General features: G+C 40.6%; 16 protein-coding genes, 1 tRNA gene and 2 other RNA genes. 10 read left to right on the top strand and 9 right to left on the bottom strand.

The features are described 5' to 3' along the window. Window positions 1–151: 151 nt before the first annotated feature. The gene (locus EAE93_RS20700; RefSeq protein WP_105396716.1) at window positions 152–424 is read right to left on the bottom strand and encodes a PAAR domain-containing protein; all 273 of its coding nucleotides are present in this window, start codon (window positions 422–424) and stop codon (window positions 152–154) included. A gap of 989 nt (window positions 425–1,413) precedes the next feature. Between EAE93_RS20700 and EAE93_RS20695 the strand changes: the two genes are divergently transcribed. Beyond that, window positions 1,414–1,785 (top strand): LecA/PA-IL family lectin, encoded by a 372-nt coding sequence (locus EAE93_RS20695; RefSeq protein ID WP_214040475.1) that lies wholly within the window; start codon window positions 1,414–1,416, stop codon window positions 1,783–1,785. A gap of 103 nt (window positions 1,786–1,888) precedes the next feature. On the opposite strand, the gene EAE93_RS20690 is transcribed toward EAE93_RS20695, so the two are convergent. From EAE93_RS20690 to EAE93_RS20675, 4 genes are all read right to left on the bottom strand, one after another. Next, window positions 1,889–2,707 (bottom strand): hypothetical protein, encoded by an 819-nt coding sequence (locus EAE93_RS20690; RefSeq protein ID WP_214040474.1) that lies wholly within the window; start codon window positions 2,705–2,707, stop codon window positions 1,889–1,891. Window positions 2,708–2,712: 5 nt separating this feature from the next. Continuing rightward, window positions 2,713–2,931, bottom strand: coding sequence for a hypothetical protein (locus tag EAE93_RS20685; protein WP_036814267.1), 219 nt, complete (start codon window positions 2,929–2,931; stop codon window positions 2,713–2,715). Between the two features lie 345 nt (window positions 2,932–3,276). Next, window positions 3,277–3,855, bottom strand: coding sequence for a YceI family protein (locus tag EAE93_RS20680; RefSeq protein ID WP_040148940.1), 579 nt, complete (start codon window positions 3,853–3,855; stop codon window positions 3,277–3,279). Between the two features lie 26 nt (window positions 3,856–3,881). Beyond that, on the bottom strand, window positions 3,882–4,436 hold the full coding sequence (locus tag EAE93_RS20675; RefSeq protein WP_036778604.1) for a cytochrome b: 555 nt from the start codon (window positions 4,434–4,436) through the stop codon (window positions 3,882–3,884). 542 nt (window positions 4,437–4,978) lie between these two features. On the opposite strand from EAE93_RS20675, the gene EAE93_RS20670 reads away from it, so the two are divergent. Together EAE93_RS20670 and argS are read left to right on the top strand one after the other, a co-directional pair. Next, on the top strand, window positions 4,979–5,716 hold the full coding sequence (locus EAE93_RS20670; RefSeq protein ID WP_036814264.1) for a cyclase family protein: 738 nt from the start codon (window positions 4,979–4,981) through the stop codon (window positions 5,714–5,716). A 356-nt stretch (window positions 5,717–6,072) separates the two neighbouring features. Beyond that, window positions 6,073–7,803 (top strand): arginine--tRNA ligase, encoded by a 1,731-nt coding sequence (argS, locus tag EAE93_RS20665; protein ID WP_214040473.1) that lies wholly within the window; start codon window positions 6,073–6,075, stop codon window positions 7,801–7,803. 173 nt (window positions 7,804–7,976) lie between these two features. Here argS and murJ read toward each other — a convergent pair whose 3' ends face one another. Further along, the gene (murJ, locus tag EAE93_RS20660) at window positions 7,977–9,515 is read right to left on the bottom strand and encodes a murein biosynthesis integral membrane protein MurJ (RefSeq protein ID WP_214040472.1); all 1,539 of its coding nucleotides are present in this window, start codon (window positions 9,513–9,515) and stop codon (window positions 7,977–7,979) included. Between the two features lie 1,042 nt (window positions 9,516–10,557). Continuing rightward, window positions 10,558–11,142, bottom strand: a complete 585-nt coding sequence (gene rimJ, locus EAE93_RS20655; protein WP_036814261.1) for a ribosomal protein S5-alanine N-acetyltransferase — start codon at window positions 11,140–11,142, stop codon at window positions 10,558–10,560. 313 nt (window positions 11,143–11,455) lie between these two features. Between rimJ and mdtH the strand changes: the two genes are divergently transcribed. Together mdtH and EAE93_RS20645 are read left to right on the top strand one after the other, a co-directional pair. Next, the gene (mdtH, locus tag EAE93_RS20650; protein WP_214040471.1) at window positions 11,456–12,661 is read left to right on the top strand and encodes a multidrug efflux MFS transporter MdtH; all 1,206 of its coding nucleotides are present in this window, start codon (window positions 11,456–11,458) and stop codon (window positions 12,659–12,661) included. Between the two features lie 37 nt (window positions 12,662–12,698). Further along, window positions 12,699–13,262, top strand: a complete 564-nt coding sequence (locus EAE93_RS20645) for a lipoprotein (RefSeq protein ID WP_214040470.1) — start codon at window positions 12,699–12,701, stop codon at window positions 13,260–13,262. Between the two features lie 65 nt (window positions 13,263–13,327). Here the strand turns inward: EAE93_RS20645 and EAE93_RS20640 are convergent, their stop codons facing one another. Together EAE93_RS20640 and ghrA are read right to left on the bottom strand one after the other, a co-directional pair. Next, window positions 13,328–13,867, bottom strand: coding sequence for a TorD/DmsD family molecular chaperone (locus EAE93_RS20640; RefSeq protein WP_036814250.1), 540 nt, complete (start codon window positions 13,865–13,867; stop codon window positions 13,328–13,330). A gap of 72 nt (window positions 13,868–13,939) precedes the next feature. Further along, the gene (gene ghrA, locus EAE93_RS20635) at window positions 13,940–14,881 is read right to left on the bottom strand and encodes a glyoxylate/hydroxypyruvate reductase GhrA (RefSeq protein ID WP_036814249.1); all 942 of its coding nucleotides are present in this window, start codon (window positions 14,879–14,881) and stop codon (window positions 13,940–13,942) included. A 327-nt stretch (window positions 14,882–15,208) separates the two neighbouring features. On the opposite strand from ghrA, the gene EAE93_RS20630 reads away from it, so the two are divergent. The 5 genes from EAE93_RS20630 (at window position 15,209) to EAE93_RS20610 (ending at window position 16,303) form a co-directional block, all read left to right on the top strand. Then, window positions 15,209–15,298 (top strand) — tRNA-Ser (locus EAE93_RS20630). A 48-nt stretch (window positions 15,299–15,346) separates the two neighbouring features. Beyond that, window positions 15,347–15,470, top strand: a non-coding RNA gene (locus tag EAE93_RS20625) — RtT sRNA. 48 nt (window positions 15,471–15,518) lie between these two features. Next, a non-coding RNA gene (locus EAE93_RS20620) (RtT sRNA) lies at window positions 15,519–15,642 on the top strand. An 80-nt stretch (window positions 15,643–15,722) separates the two neighbouring features. Continuing rightward, window positions 15,723–16,001 (top strand): type II toxin-antitoxin system RelE/ParE family toxin, encoded by a 279-nt coding sequence (locus EAE93_RS20615; protein ID WP_036814248.1) that lies wholly within the window; start codon window positions 15,723–15,725, stop codon window positions 15,999–16,001. Continuing rightward, window positions 16,001–16,303, top strand: coding sequence for a HigA family addiction module antitoxin (locus EAE93_RS20610; RefSeq protein WP_036814247.1), 303 nt, complete (start codon window positions 16,001–16,003; stop codon window positions 16,301–16,303). The genes EAE93_RS20615 and EAE93_RS20610 overlap by 1 nt, the downstream gene beginning before the upstream one ends. Window positions 16,304–16,366: the final 63 nt, after the last annotated feature.

The raw sequence follows: 16,366 nt of genomic DNA, 5'->3' as shown, positions 1-16,366 counted from the left end.
TGCATCACTCGCTCAATATCTGGATCACCGGCGCCCTCGGATAAAAAATCTGCCAGATGCGGATTTTTTTTTGCGACTTCCTGCGCCAATTGCCGTATATATTGCAATTCTTGTAGGAATAGAGACTGTTTTTTATTCATAACACACTGTCCTATAAGGTTTTTATCTGGGAAAATGTTTGCGAAGCGATCAAGACTGCTCCACAAGAGGTTTTCATACCTTCCAGCGCAAGCCCTTGTTGATTAGTTCCGACTACGGACGAAGTTCCTTCCGCAATGGATTGATTCCCGCCACACATTGGACAGGACACCGGATCATTAATCCGCGCTACCCCTTTGCCCAAAACCTGAAAACGCTCATCACCGGCTAACACCGAACCACCATGAGAGGTTTTGTCACCTTGTCGTATGATATTTTTCAACATAAATCTCCTGCCAGAAAATGGAACTGATTGATTTCTTTACCCAAGAATTAAGGCAATAAAAATCTTATTACCATCGACAAAAAGCACCGCTTATGCCGTGGGTAATAGCGAGTTGAATGACAGGAAGACAGATAATGTATTCCTATCAATTAATCCCTTTGAATAAGGGAACAGGAGTCAAAATTTCCTTCATGTTACTTAGATGAAGGAGATTCGGTCATAATTATTAAATTATCATCAAATAGCAAGAAATAATTTCCATTTTTTTCATTTACAAAAAATAGAAATTTGTAACACTTTGTTACAAACTCAATAAAAGATTAAGTTATTGTAAATATAATGGAGGATTTAATTGCCGGATATATTGACCATCTTACCCTACTTATTTTATCCCAATGTTAACCGATTTCCTATTAAGAATAAAAATGTCCTAATGATTCAACAGCCATAAACGTAATCCTATCGATTAATAACTACCTTCTCTGATTCACTCAGATCATCCTGTATACCTTTTTTATAAATCAACAGCAATCCAATGTGTGAAACGCCAACTTTGTGGTAATAAATAACTGCTCCATACAAGAAACACTATCTATCCATAATTTACTGTAACTATTTTATTTTACACAATTTATGCACGTAATGGGAATTAAGAAAAATTTTGGTTTTCTGACATAATTAGATCAAGAAATTAAAAATGGAATCATTCTCTTTTATTCTAATGATTCGTTATAATCATTTAAAATCAAAGATAACCATAAATTTATTATTCCAACATAAAATTAATATTCTATAAAAAACGCAGAAAGAAAAAATTACAATATTAAAATTAACCATCGATATAAAGATTATTGTAATTGATACAGATCACAAACTCTAATTTTCCCATTGAAACCCTGTCATAAAGAAAATAAATTATATTTTAGTCAAATATGTAAGCATCTTTGGCAAAATTTATTTCCATAAAACATAATTTCAGAGGTAATACTATGTCTAATTGGTCTGGAAATGTTCCAGCTAACGCTGAAAACGGTAAATCCACAGGACTTATTCTCAAACAAGGAGACATCATATCTATTGTCGCTAACGGATGGGTGAGATACGGCAAAGAAAATAATATGATATCCGCACCTCAGGGTAGCATCACGCTCTCTACAAATCCAGAATACAATCTCGTTGCAAAAATTGGTGGCAAAACCTATAGGATTGGTAATGGCGTGCTCCATAAAACGGTTCCCGTAGATGGTGAATTAGTACTTCTGTTCTCTGATACACCCGGTGTATATTACGATAACTCTGGAGAGTTTCGTGTCGATGTTATAATAGAGTCTCGGCATTCTCCTCTGGAGGAAAAAAAATAAAAACCATATAAATACGTATTGCCAATATAATAAACAGTCCCATTGATATCATGCCAAGTGAAAAATCACATCATTTCACTTGGCAGATAAGAAAAAGGCCGCATTAAACAGCAGCCTCATCATTATTATTACTGTTTTCCACAAATGGATGCTTACTATGCTTTTCTTCAAACGATATATAAGTATCTACATCAAATAAAGAAAAAGATTCTATTTGGTCTATCGGTAATATATGTCGGAATTGATATACTGATAATGGTTCAGAGTTTAATGTTATATCTTTTCCACTATAAATATCCGTATAATTATGCTCGACCGTAAAAGATAAGCTGTCTTTATCACGGTATCCACTTATAAATGGTATAATTGATACCATTGCATCTGAATGGGTATGGAAATTGTAAAACTTCGCTTCATCAACCATTCCAACATACACCTTTCGAGATTTGAGAGTAACCATAACAAGAAGACCGCACTCCAAGGATTCTAGTAATAATTCATTTACAGAATCTTTTTTCGCATTATTCCTAATGGCTTTAATCCGGTATGCATAGTTTTCTGATCTATTTTTAGCGATTGAAGCTTGGCTTATACTCATAAGAACCGTAGATATAACTACAATCCATGAGAAAAAGCTTGCAGTGGCGTATCTGAGTCCATTCAAGTCTGTAGCAAATGTAAACTGAGTGTATTTTGCGCCCAAATATGCAGGTACATTCATAATATACATTGCTAAATACAATAGAACATTAATAAATACAGCCATGACAAAGCCAGCGATTAAAAACTCACCGCCTTTTAAAGCTACTTGAAAGTAAGCATTCCACCCTTGCGCTTTTTGTAACTCAATTTTTGATGGTATGTCGCTATCAATATATTTATAGCCACAGATCAAAACAAAGGTAATAAAAACAGGCCACATAATAGTTATTTTCTCTTTGATAACGCTTTTATATTATGTTCAAAAGCCGCTATCACATCACTATTCTTTCTGTTAATCATGACAGTGCCGTCATTTCTAATCAGCAACCTCTGAGAGCTGTCTTCAGTGGCGGCGCTTTCAGGTTTTATCAGTTTGGCAGTTCCTCTAATAATTTTATCAGGAGAAACATATGCCTTATCTATCAGTTTTGTAAATGATGACATAACCCCCTCCCCTTACCCTCTGTATTATTAAGACATAATTTAACCATAACGACTAATAAACACTCAGCCGCTATACTAAGTTTACTTGCAAGTGATACTTGTATCAATCTGATAACACTATGTATGCACCAAACAAAACACAATATTGATATTTTATTCGGTTAATGTAGCTGCAATAAGATCTTATCTACTCAAAACCACATACAATCAATCGCATTAAAACTGTATATAACAACAGTATCATCTATGAGATCAACTGGAAAGAAGGTTTTGCCTATCAATAAAACAGGCCACGCAATGCGCAGCCGTTAATAAATTACACTACTGAGTTAAGTAATCAGCATATTACTTTTCTCGGACGCCTTCGATAGAGATCAGCAATTCCGCTTCCTGTGATTTAGGCCCCAAATCTTTTTGGAAATTAAAGTCTTTCAGTTTGATTTTACCGTAAGCGTCAAAACCTGCGCGGTAACCACCCCACGGATCTTTACCTTCACCCAGTAGTTCTGCATTCAGTACCACGGGCTTTGTCACACCGTTTAAAGTCAGATCACCTGTGACAATATATTTATTCCCCTCTTTTTTCACTGCGGTTGAGGTGAATTTTGCTTCAGGATATTTATCCGTATTAAAGAAATCTTTACCACGCAGGTGTTTATCACGTTCAGCGTGGTTAGTGTCCAAGCTGGCTATTTTGATTGTCACATCAACTTTATCCGCAGCCGGGTTTTTCTCATCAAATGTGAAAGAACCATTAAAATCTTTAAATGTCCCATATAGCCAGCTATATCCCAAATGCTGAATACGGAATTGAATAAAGGCGTGCTGGCCTGGTATATCAATTTTATAATCGGCAGCTAATGCCGAACCTGCATTTAGTAACAATGCACCCGCAGTCAGACCAAGTAATGTCTTCTTCAACATATTCTTCTCCATAATCGTCTTTTGTATTATTCAGGACGGAAACCTAGCATCCGCTTTAAGGTTGCATCACGATCAATAAAATGGTGTTTTAATGCCGCAACAGCATGCAATAGCGATAAAATTACCACCGCCCAAGCAAGGTAAAGATGAATCATCCCGGCAGTATCTGCCTGTTCGCCCTGACCCGTTAATGTGGCTGGCACAGTAAACCAGTCAAAGACAGCAATTGACTGTCCATCAGCGGTCGAAATTAAATAACCACTAATCAAAATGCTAAACAGTAAGATATACAACAAAATATGCATCAAAACAGCACTGACTCTGATTAAGCGGCTATAACTGGCTAATGGTTTTGGTGGTGGAGAAACAAAACGCCAGATAACACGTACAACCATCACTATCAGCAGCACTATTCCGATGCTTTTATGAATTTCAGGCGCTTTGTGATACCACGTATCGTAATACCCCAATGTCACCATCCACAGCCCTAGCGCAAACATGCCGTACACGACCAAGGCAACCAGCCAGTGTAGCAGGACAGATAAATGACCAAATTGGTTAGAAGTATTCTTCCAAAGCATAGTCGTTCCTTTTTAGATCAATGCTGATGAGCTTTTTGGGATTCATTAAATCATAAACGATATTAATTTCTTTTTTATTAAAAATTTCAACAAATAATTTGCAAAAGATTTTCAATTTTAATCAATGAAATTTACTTAAAATAAAAAACATTAAATAACAATAAGATAGAAATAAATCACATTAAGAATAATGCCCAAAAAACATATAATATATATTTTTTTATTATATTGGATTTTGACTTTTAACTAATGTAAAAATCAATTATCTTATTTTCTGTTATTTCTTTATAATTCTGCGTTTATAAGAAACATAACCTGATGTGCTCGTACCTGACAAATCTAACACAAACCTCGGTAGTCAGAAACGCCGAGTCCTGCCGCCTTTAAATCTATTATGCTTTTACGTCGTATGTTCATTACTGGAACAATAAAAGTGGATAAAATATGAGGAATATCACTATTTACGGCAACAAATCTTACAGCATTAATCATGTAATAGTGGTAAAAATAACATCAATAAATTATCAAAAATGAGGTTTTTTATGTCAAATAGCATTTTACAAGCGCTCACTTTATTGAAGTCAAAAAAATGGGTCGACTTGACGCATAGCTTCGATAAAGATTCTCCACATTTTTTTATGCTTGACTCCGCAGAATTTAAAACACTTTTTGATTACAAAGATGGCTTTTTTGTTCAGAAATTTTCTTTTCCCGGCCAATATGGGACTCACATTGATGCTCCTTGCCACTTTGTTCCTAATACCCGTTATGTTGATGAACTGGAATTAAAAGAATTGGTTTTACCTCTAATCGTGCTTGATCAATCAGAAAGAGCAAAACAGGACCCTAACTTTTCACTTTCCAAAGAAGATATTCTTAAATTTGAAGAAGAATATGGCATTATTGAGGCAGATACTTTCGTTGCGCTCCGAACGGATTGGAGTAAACGCTGGCCATCCCAGGAAAAAATGGATAATAAAGATGATTCAGGTAATAACCAAATACCTGGATGGGGAATAGACGCTCTCAAATTTTTATTTGAGGAACGTCATGTTAAAGCTGTTGGACATGAAACATTTGATACCGACGCCGCTAAAGATTTTAGAAAGAATAATGCCTTGTTGGGCGAAGATTATGTCTTAAAGCAAGATACTTATCAGATAGAACTGTTGGCTAATTTAGACCAAGTACCTGCACGTGGCGCAGTCATTTTTAATATCGTAGCCAAACCTAAAAAAGCCTCTGGTTTTCCTGTTCGTTCATTTGCCATACTTCCATAACTGCTCCTTCCCTTATGCCGTATATTCGTTACGGCATGATAGCCGCGATCATGATTTTTCGAGGAAATGCGTTTTTTATCTTCTCATCCTAATCGCTGAACAGTGGCAACCGTAGAGCCTTACTTGATCATTGTATTTACTACACATTTTTCATCTTTTTATACATATCTCGAATTTTTTTATACGCATTCATGGTTTTTATGCCATGTACATGGTTTTTATGCACATTCATAGTTTTTATGCACATTCATAGTTTTTATGCACATTCATAGTTTTTATGTACATTATATGTGTTTTTATCCAATCATAGACGGTATTATATTTATTTATTCTCATTCATCATTTAAGGTAACCAGGTGAATATTCAGGCGATTCTTTCAGAAAAAGTCAGCCAGGCGCTGATTGCAGCAGGTGCTCCAGCCGACAGCGAAGCTCACATCCGCCAATCCGCGAAAGCGCAGTTTGGCGATTATCAGGCCAATGGAGTGATGGCCGCCGCGAAAAAAGTGGGTATGCCCCCCCGACAACTGGCAGAAAAAGTTGTTAGCCTGCTAGATCTGCAAGGTATCGCCAGTAAAGTTGAAATCGCCGGCCCCGGCTTTATCAATATCTTCCTTGATCAAGCGTGGATTGCAGCGAATATCGAAACTGCCCTGAAAGATGAGAAACTGGGCGTTACTCCAGCCGAATCACAAACTATTGTTGTCGATTATTCCGCCCCCAATGTAGCGAAACAGATGCACGTTGGTCATCTACGCTCCACTATTATTGGTGATGCTGCCGTCCGTACACTTGAATTCCTCGGTCATAAGGTTATCCGCGCCAACCATGTGGGTGACTGGGGAACCCAGTTTGGTATGCTGATTGCCTATCTGGAAAAAGTGCAAAATGAAAATGCCAGCGATATGGCATTATCCGATCTGGAAGCTTTCTATCGCGAAGCGAAAAAGAATTACGATGAAGATGAAGAGTTCGCCATCCGCGCCCGTGGCTATGTGGTGAAGCTGCAAGGCGGTGATGAATATTGCCGTACCATGTGGCGCAAGCTAGTGGATATCACGATGGCCCAAAATCAACAAACCTATGATCGTCTGAATGTCACGCTGACTAAAGATTCTGTCATGGGTGAAAGTCTGTACAACGATCTACTGCCCGGTATTGTCGCTGATCTGCAACAGCAAGGGCTAGCAGTGGAAAGCGATGGTGCAACCGTGGTTTACCTTGATGAATATAAAAACAAAGAAGGTGAACCGATGGGCGTTATTATCCAAAAGAAAGATGGGGGTTATCTTTACACCTCAACAGATATCGCCTGCGCGAAATACCGTTATGAAACCCTGCACGCTGACCGCGTTCTTTACTACATCGACTCCCGTCAACATCAACATTTGATGCAAGCCTGGACCATCGTTCGTAAAGCTGGTTATGTGCCAGAATCCGTGTCACTGGAACACCATATGTTCGGCATGATGTTGGGTAAAGATGGCAAACCATTTAAAACTCGCGCCGGTGGTACGGTCAGATTGACCGATCTATTGGACGAAGCCATTGAACGTGCCAATACCCTTATCCGTGAAAAGAACCCGGATATGCCAGAAGATGAACTGAAAAAAGTGGTTGAAGCTGTAGGTATCGGCGCCGTGAAATATGCCGATCTCTCCAAAAGTCGTACCACAGATTACATCTTCGATTGGGATAATATGCTCGCTTTTGAAGGCAATACCGCACCTTATATGCAATATGCTTACACCCGTGTTGCCTCCATCTTCAAGCGTGCCGAAATTGATGAAAACAGCCTGACATTGCCCGTTATCCTAAATGAAGAACGAGAACAAGCGTTAGCCACCCGTTTGTTACAATTTGAAGAGACCATCACCACCGTCGCCCGTGAAGGTACGCCACATGTTATGTGTGCTTACCTGTACGATCTAGCCGGTCTGTTCTCCAGCTTCTATGAACACTGTCAGATCCTCAATGCTGAAAGTGAAGAGTTGCGTCAAAGCCGCCTGAAACTGGCGCTACTGACCGCGAAAACCTTGAAGCAAGGTCTGAACACTTTGGGCATTGAGACGGTAGAACGGATGTAACCGGATAATCGTTACTTGTTTGAAAAATTGGCGTGATATGGGCATACTCCCCCCTATCACGCCTGTTAAGATCTTTTTATACTTGGTATTCAATTCTGGCAAGAAACGTACCCTAGCAATTTTCTATCATCAAAACTCCGCCTAAATCTCAATAACTGCTGGAATACCTGAATTTATTGAAAACCGCGGTGGGCAAAATCTTTTAGCCGAAAACCCATCAATATCAGCGCGGCAAAATAGCTGCCTGCCCCGGCGATAACCACCACCATTAATCGCAACAGGCGCATAGCCATATTTCCCTGCTCCCATGCTGGCATCAGCCACAAAGTAACCGCCAATACAGCAATCATCACTGCAATTGCTACTACAAGTTTAAATAAGAACACACCCCAACCCGCTAACGGCTTAAAAATATTTTTCTTACGTAATTGCCAGTAAAGCAGACTGGCATTGAAACAAGATGCCAAACCGATAGACAGGGCCAACCCTGCATGTTTTAGTGGACCAACAAAGGCAAGATTCATTAGCTGAGTCAGAACCAAAGTAGCAATCGCAATTTTCACCGGGGTTTTAATATCTCGACGAGAATAAAAACCCGGTGCCAATACCTTAACAATAATTAGCCCCATCAGTCCAAAGCAGTAAGCAATTAACGCTTTTTGGGTCATTGCAGAATCAAATGCGGTAAAATTACCGTATTGAAACAGAGAAACGATTAAAGGTTCTGCCAGCATACCTAAAGCAACAGCACAAGGCAGTGCTAACAAAAAACAGAGCCTTAGCCCCCAATCCATTAATTTGGTGTACTCCTCATGATTTCCGCTGGAAAAACTTTTCGCCAGTGAAGGCAAAAGAATTGTCCCAAGCGCAACACCCAATACACCAGAAGGTAATTCCATTAAACGGTCAGCGTAATACATCCAGGAGACAGAACCGGACACCAGAAATGAGGCGAAAATCGTATTAATAATTAATGAAATCTGGCCGACTGAAACCCCAAGAATTGCGGGTCCCATCTGCCGCATAACCCGCCATACGCCGCTGTCACGGAAAGAAATACGCGGTAATACCAGCATGCCAATCTTTTTTAAATGAGGAAGCTGATATAAGAGCTGCAAAATTCCTCCCACAATCACCGCCCAACCCAATGCCATCACCGGCGGATTACAATAAGGGGCAACAAATAACGCAAACACAATCATGCTGATATTAAGTAACGTCGGAGCGAAGGCAGGAACAGAAAATCGATTCCAGGTATTTAATATCGCACCTGCCAATGAGGCCAGTGATATCAGAAAAATATAAGGGAAGGTAATTCTTAACAGATTTGTTGTCAGCGTAAATTTATCGGCGGTATCGGTAAAACCGGGCGCAGTAACATAAATCACCCAAGGCGCGCTTAAAATCCCCAACACAGTAACAATGGCCAGAATTAACGTCAACATACCGGAAACATAAGCAATAAACGTCCGAGTCGCTTCATCACCTTGTTGGTTCTTATACTCTGCCAAAATAGGCACAAATGCCTGAGAAAAGGCACCTTCGGCAAAAATACGACGCAGTAAATTAGGCAGTTTAAATGCGACAAAAAAAGCGTCCGCTGCAACACCTGCCCCAAATATGCGGGCAATAATGGCATCTCGGATAAAGCCCAAAACCCGAGAGAACATGGTCATAGAGCTAACCGCAGCCAGTGATTTCAATAAATTCATCGTATTTATCTCAAAATCATGTTAGTTGATTTCTGAACTGTCTGTATGACAGTGCAAAAATGGAAAATGGATTATACACGACTGAGATACTTGTAAACTGCCGGTACTTTTTAAGCTGCCTGTATTAGTGCAAAAAATCATCAATCCACACCATCTTAATCCAGCTTGTTAAGCTACCTATCCAACAGCGGACGATTAGATATTAACTTTAACCTACTGACGGTTAAAACATATCGATAAAACAATAAAAAAACCTGTTTTAAGATAAATAATATTCCTTTAAAATCAATAAATTATTATTTAACATAAAATTATGTACGGACTCAAGTTATATGAATATTTATTTTCACTCACTCTTTTTTATCTATTTTTTTCAATTAGATTGTTATTCTTATTAAATAGGCCAATTAGGATAATACCTATTTTTATGGATTAAAAAAACATTCAAATTATTTCCAAAACAATTAGCCAATAATAAAATATCCAATGAATTATTTAAAGGAATAAGAATATATTTACTTCCAAAGTAACGATATTGCATTTATTACGTGAATCTACCAAGGTTAATCATTCACTTTGCTAACAAAAGCGGCGAGTATAATACATAAATTCATGCTTATGCACTAGAAATCACTGACTTTTATAAGCTGCCAATGCAACATTGTATTTGGCCTAAATAATGGCACCTTGCAACTAGCCTTACTACAAAAAGCTGAAATAGCCACTTCAAAAAACGCACCAACCGAAGTCAGTGCGTCAAATAAGTCAACTCATTGAAGCTTACTCATTTCTAAGCTGCCTGTACGGCAGTGAACTGTTACATATTAACTTCAACCTACTGACGATTAAAGCATATTTTAATAAAACAACGAAAAAACCCTTTTTTACAAGAGAAACAATATTCCATTAAAAATCAATAAATTAAAATCAGCCCTTAAAAAAGGGTCAAAAATAAGGTACGGGGAAGGCTAACTTTCAACGATGGTTTAATTCATCATTACTAATTTAATTTACTTTATTTGGTGACAGTACAGCTTAATAATCAACTTTTTCCACTCCATTTGTCATCTGTCAATGCGGTTAATACGTGATCTTGCCAAACTCCATTAATCATCAGGTATTTCTTGGCATAACCTTCACGTTCAAAACCCAATCGTTCCAACAATTTTCCACTACGATGATTATCCGGCATATAATTAGCCATAATCCGATGCATCCCCTGTTGACGTTGCATATAACGGATAGCTGGTTGTAAAGCTTCGTACATCATCCCTTTTCCCTGCCACTTTTCACCAAGCGAATATCCCAAATAACAGGCATGAAAAGCCCCACGCAGAATATTACTGAAATTGGCAACACCAATAACTTCATTTTCATTTGGATCAAGTAGCAGAAAATGAAAAGCCGCACTCTGTCTTTGCATCTCTATGATTAAATTCAATCGGTTTATCCAACCGGAAGGCTGACAATGACTTCTATCTCTGGTCGGCTCCCAAGGTTTAAGAAACTCGTGATTTTCTGAATAGTACTCAGCCAAACGATAAGCATCCCGCTCGTACACCAAACGCACCACCATTCGTTCCGTGATCAGACGAACTTTCGGTAAAGTGGAACGATAACCAAACATTATTTCTCCCTAACTATACCCGTCATCTTTCAAGTTGCCTCTTTGTTGGCTGCACTCACTCACCCCGGTCACATAGTTTCCTATGCTCCCAGGGATTCGTTCCCTTGCCGTCGCGATGCATCTTGAAATCCATAGGGTATATATTAATTTATCCGTTAAAAATTTAAGCTATTTATCTGTAAAAAACAGCTTCCAACCATTACTTTACGATAAAAAAATATTATCCATAACTCACTATCCTAATGATCGAATTAAGTACAAAATATAAAGCAACTATATGGTCCTCCCTATTTTACTACTCCAATGGTGAGCAATGTCACTGGTTTCACAAGCACGTAGCCTGGGTAAGTACTTCCTGTTATTCGATAACTTGCTGGTCATTCTGGGTTTCTTCGTCGTATTTCCTTTAATATCAATACATTTTGTTGAGCAACTGGGCTGGGCCGCGCTAGTCGTCGGTTTTGCGCTTGGTTTACGCCAGTTTGTACAACAAGGTTTAGGCATTTTCGGCGGCGCAATTGCAGACCGTTTCGGCGCGAAGCCGATGATCGTCACCGGAATGCTATTACGCGCCCTTGGTTTTGCTTTAATCGCCTTAGCCACCGAACCGTGGATACTGTGGCTTGCCTGCATATTATCCGCACTGGGGGGGACCTTATTTGATCCTCCCCGGACCGCGCTGGTCATCAAACTGACTCGACCGCACGAGCGTGGCCGTTTCTTCTCGCTGCTGTTGATGCAGGACAGCGCTGGCGCGGTTATCGGCGCACTGATTGGTAGCTGGCTGCTGCAATACGATTTCCAACTTGTCTGTTGGACAGGTGCCGGTGTTTTCGTTCTGGCAGCCATCTGGAACGCATTATTCCTCCCTGCCTACCGAATTTCGACTACCCGCACGCCCATCTGGGAAGGGATGGAGCGCGTTATTAAAGATCGCCGCTTCTTCACCTACGTATTGACGTTGACCGGCTACTTTATGCTGTCTGTCCAGGTAATGCTGATGTTTCCGATTATTGTCAATGAAATCGCCGGAACACCTGCCGCGGTGAAATGGATGTACGCGATTGAAGCAACCCTATCGCTCACTTTGCTGTATCCGATCGCCCGCTGGAGTGAAAAACGATTCCGGCTAGAACAGCGTCTAATGGCAGGGCTTTTCCTGATGAGCCTGAGTATGTTTCCAGTCGGTTTGATTGGTGAAATAAATACCTTGTTTGGCCTTATTTGCCTGTTCTATCTCGGTACCGTCACCGCCGAACCTGCCCGCGAAACATTAAGTGCTTCACTGGCTGATCCGCGCGCGCGTGGCAGTTATATGGGATTTAGCCGTCTTGGATTGGCTCTGGGCGGCGCTTTGGGTTATACCGGCGGTGGTTGGTTATATGATACCGGTCATGCTCTGCATATGCCGCAATTGCCCTGGTTCCTGCTTGGGATTATTGGCTTGATAACGCTGTATGCCCTGCATCGTCAATTCAACCAACGTAAAATTGAATCTGCCATGCTGAGTGGTAATTAATGAGGTAAAATCTGCCCTCCAAAATAAAGGAGTCGATATGAGAAAATTTTTCTTGGGGGCAGTATTGCTGCTAGCGGGGCTAATCAGTGGTTGCGATCAGTTCAGAGGTGTCAGCATCAGCGAAGAGCTAATTAATGGTTATCTGGCAAAACATGTCCATTACCAGAAACAGATTGAATTACATAGTATCGCCATCGCAGATATTGAATTAACAGAACTATCCAGCCAAATTGGCCGGACAGAACCTGACAAAATAGCGTTAACCGGCCGCGCAAACGTAAATATTACCTCCCTGCTTGGCCTGGCAAAAGCCGATATGAAACTCACCCTGAAAGCACAACCTGTTTTCGAACAGGAAAAAGGAGCTATTTTTCTGAAAGCATTAGAAATCGTTGATTACCAAATCACACCGGAAAAAATGGAAAAACCGATTGACGCATTAGTTCCTTACCTGAATAAATCACTCAGCGCTTTCTTTGATACTCACCCAGTTTATGTCTTGAATCCGGATCACAGCAAGGCTGAATCCGCCGCTAAAACATTAGCAGAAAGGTTAGAAATAAAACCCGGCAAATTAGTTATTACGCTGACCGATAAATAACTTTCATCGAGATATAGCAAAAAGGCAAATAATTCGAAATTATTTGCCTTTTTATCATTTTAAAATTAAGAATCCAGCTCTTCTCTCAACGCCTGTAACGCTTCACGAGTAATCATTGCTAATGTCCGGTAGAAACCGGTTGTGGCATGGGCCTCCACTTTCCCCAGAAATTGCCCACACCACGGCAGAAGATACTCATCAAACAGCTCAATCTGCCCCTGAACCTCATCTTCTGCTGCCTGATCCTCCAACCATGAAGCACTTAATAGCAGAGAACCAAACTGATCGACTGGCCCATCTGACAACGGCATTCCTCGTTCAATCAGAAACTGACGAATATCGTTTTCACTCTCCCCGGTATAGTCAGAACGGCGACTTGGCACACTAGCATCATCTCCATAAAACAGTGCCATATAATCAGCTTGCATTGCTGACAGATCACAATTCTGTTGCAAACGATCCAACAACGCATCTTGTTCCAATGGCCATGATTGCTTCAATTTACCTTCGACAACCATCGTCAGAAGTGGTTTCAGAACCGGGTCTTGCGGTTGACGATTAAATAAAGTCCCTAAAATACGGCAGACTATTGAAAATTCATTCATCTCAGTTTCCAAATAAATAGCAATTTTGCCATTATTGTCTCTAATAGATGCCCCTACTGTAAAGAGACGTTATTAATATCCTAGTTCTATGTCCACAACACCGGTTGGTAATTCTCCCTTTTCAATTCGCCGAATATTTTCACTAATCGTATCCATAGCAATATTGGGAATAGTGATAGCCGAAATATGTGGCGTTACCGTTATACGAGGATGAGTCCAGAACGGGTGCATCTCTGGTAGTGGTTCCTCAACAAACACATCCAATGCAGCCCCGGCGATATAACCTTTATCAATCGCCACCAACAGATCATGTTCTACTAAATGGGCGCCTCGTGCGATATTAATCAGATATGACTTTGGTTTTAGTTGGCTAAACAGCGATAAATTCAGAATACCACGGGTTTTTGGTGTATCGGGCAGCAAATTGATAAGCGCCTTACTCCCGGAAAGAAAATCGCCTAATTGATCCTCACCGTGAAAACTAACTATATTATTAACCTGTTTTGGAGTACGGCTCCAGCAACGTACAGTAAAGCCAAGCTCAACTAACGTCTCCGCAACAGTGCGTCCCAGAACACCGGCGCCCAACACGCCCACGACAAAATCCTTGCGATCATGGGGTACGAGTTGTTTCCACATCCTCTGCCCTTGTTGCAACTTATATTCATCCATGCGCCGCAAATAATGTAAAACCATTGCTACTGCATACTCCTGCATTTGCCGCCCCATACCCGCATCTTCAAGCCGCATCAGTGGCACGCCGGCGGGCAACATCCCTGGTCTTTGTTGCTCCTGTTTCAAAATGGCCTCGACTCCTGCACCTAAAGTAAAAATCCCCTTCAATTCGGAGCGATTAGCCAACATCTCATAGGGAGGCGCCCAAACCATTGCATAATCTGCATGCTTATTATCGCCGCGTTTCCATTGACGGACATTGATATTGGGCAGTCGTTGCTGCATACCTTGAATCCACTGAGCAGCATCAAAAAAGGGGTGGTAAAAGATAATATCCACGATTATTTATCCTCATCTTACATTTTCATACAGGGTTATCTGATGATTGAGTGTAGGTTGCAAGCCCCTTTGTTAATCATCATTACGAAAATTTTGAGAATGTTAAGTAGTTAACGAATTCATTTTTTTCTTATCGGGGAACTTGTACTTGTCTATTTTAGTGACATTGGTGGGTGTGAATTCATCGAATTGATTCTTATTTAGCTAACCAATCAAAAAACCAAAGAAAAGTATCAGAAGAGTGTTGACGCTTGTAACGGTTTTCCCTATAGTAGCGCCCCGTTGCAGCGACGATGTTAAACAAAGTTGCTGGGATGAAAAAAAGATGGTGAGGTGTCCGAGAGGCTGAAGGAGCACGCCTGGAAAGTGTGTATACGTGAAAACGTATCGAGGGTTCGAACCCCTCCCTCACCGCCAAATTTGAAAGAAAGCTCAGGTTAAATACTTGGGCTTTTTTAATTGCATATCCCTCCTATGCAGGGAGGGTCGAGAACCCTCGAACAGGGTTCGACAAAACGGCTTGCCGTTTTGGACCGCTAACGGCGGCCCGCAGGGTGAGCGCAGCGAATCCATCCCTCCCTCACCGCCAGAATTGAAGAGAAGCTCAGGTTAAATACTTGGGCTTTTTTAATTGCATATACCTCCTATGCAGGGAGGGTCGAGAACCCTCGACTAGGGTTCGACAAAACGGCCTGCCGTTTTGGACCGCCAACGGCGGCCCGCAGGGTGAGCGCAGCGAATCCATCCCTCCTTTTCCTCCAGACCTTAGCTCAAATGATGTTGCGTAATAGGGAACACTTTGTTATAAGATTTCTTGTAGCGCAACACGGAGCGATAAGGAATGATAAAGAGTTTCAAGCATAAGGGACTGCGCCAATTTTTTGAAAAAGGTGTTTCTATTGGAATTAACCCTCAACATGCAAACAAACTCCGCCAACGACTCGCTGTTATTAACGAAGCTGAGGATATAGGGGAAATCAACCTTCCCGGATACAATCTACATCCTTTAACGGGAAACAGGCAGGGACAGTGGGCAATTACCATTTCAGGAAATTGGCGTGTGACATTCGAATTTATCGATGGTGACGCGTACATCGTTAACTATGAGGATTATCATTAATGAAAATGTTTAACCCACCTCACCCAGGCGAAATTATTGCTGACTCTTTGGAAGAACTAGGTTTAGGAATTCGTGATCTAGCGCGAGCATTGAATGTTGCTCCGTCTACGGCTCAACGTCTAGTATCGTGCAAAGCAGCAGTCACGCCAGAGATGGCAATAAAACTGTCTAAAGTACTTGGTAGCTCTCCACGATTGTGGCTAAAACTGCAAGAAACCTATAGCCTCGATAAAGCAGAAAAGACTGTTGATATCTCCAAACTGACACCGTTATTTAAACCTATCCATTTATCTCATACCTAAAAGTCAACAACCTGAGCTCAGGTTTACCACCTGGGCTTTTTTACTTGCATATACCCCCGACGC

The sequence above is a fragment of the Photorhabdus akhurstii genome, from assembly GCF_018448925.1.
GTDB lineage: Bacteria > Pseudomonadota > Gammaproteobacteria > Enterobacterales > Enterobacteriaceae > Photorhabdus > Photorhabdus akhurstii.
This window is presented reverse-complemented; position numbering and strand designations above follow the sequence as displayed.

Coding starts and splice junctions, on each gene's coding strand:
- EAE93_RS20685 (WP_036814267.1), bottom strand. CDS start 2,931: ATGTCATCATTTACAAAACTGATAGATAAGGCATATGTTTCTCCTGAT.
- EAE93_RS20640 (WP_036814250.1), bottom strand. CDS start 13,867: ATGAATGAATTTTCAATAGTCTGCCGTATTTTAGGGACTTTATTTAAT.
- EAE93_RS20695 (WP_214040475.1), top strand. CDS start 1,414: ATGTCTAATTGGTCTGGAAATGTTCCAGCTAACGCTGAAAACGGTAAA.
- rimJ (WP_036814261.1), bottom strand. CDS start 11,142: ATGTTTGGTTATCGTTCCACTTTACCGAAAGTTCGTCTGATCACGGAA.
- EAE93_RS20680 (WP_040148940.1), bottom strand. CDS start 3,855: ATGTTGAAGAAGACATTACTTGGTCTGACTGCGGGTGCATTGTTACTA.
- EAE93_RS20690 (WP_214040474.1), bottom strand. CDS start 2,707: ATGTGGCCTGTTTTTATTACCTTTGTTTTGATCTGTGGCTATAAATAT.
- EAE93_RS20670 (WP_036814264.1), top strand. CDS start 4,979: ATGTCAAATAGCATTTTACAAGCGCTCACTTTATTGAAGTCAAAAAAA.
- mdtH (WP_214040471.1), top strand. CDS start 11,456: ATGTCACTGGTTTCACAAGCACGTAGCCTGGGTAAGTACTTCCTGTTA.
- EAE93_RS20700 (WP_105396716.1), bottom strand. CDS start 424: ATGTTGAAAAATATCATACGACAAGGTGACAAAACCTCTCATGGTGGT.
- EAE93_RS20645 (WP_214040470.1), top strand. CDS start 12,699: ATGAGAAAATTTTTCTTGGGGGCAGTATTGCTGCTAGCGGGGCTAATC.
- EAE93_RS20610 (WP_036814247.1), top strand. CDS start 16,001: ATGAAAATGTTTAACCCACCTCACCCAGGCGAAATTATTGCTGACTCT.
- EAE93_RS20615 (WP_036814248.1), top strand. CDS start 15,723: ATGATAAAGAGTTTCAAGCATAAGGGACTGCGCCAATTTTTTGAAAAA.
- EAE93_RS20675 (WP_036778604.1), bottom strand. CDS start 4,436: ATGCTTTGGAAGAATACTTCTAACCAATTTGGTCATTTATCTGTCCTG.
- murJ (WP_214040472.1), bottom strand. CDS start 9,515: ATGAATTTATTGAAATCACTGGCTGCGGTTAGCTCTATGACCATGTTC.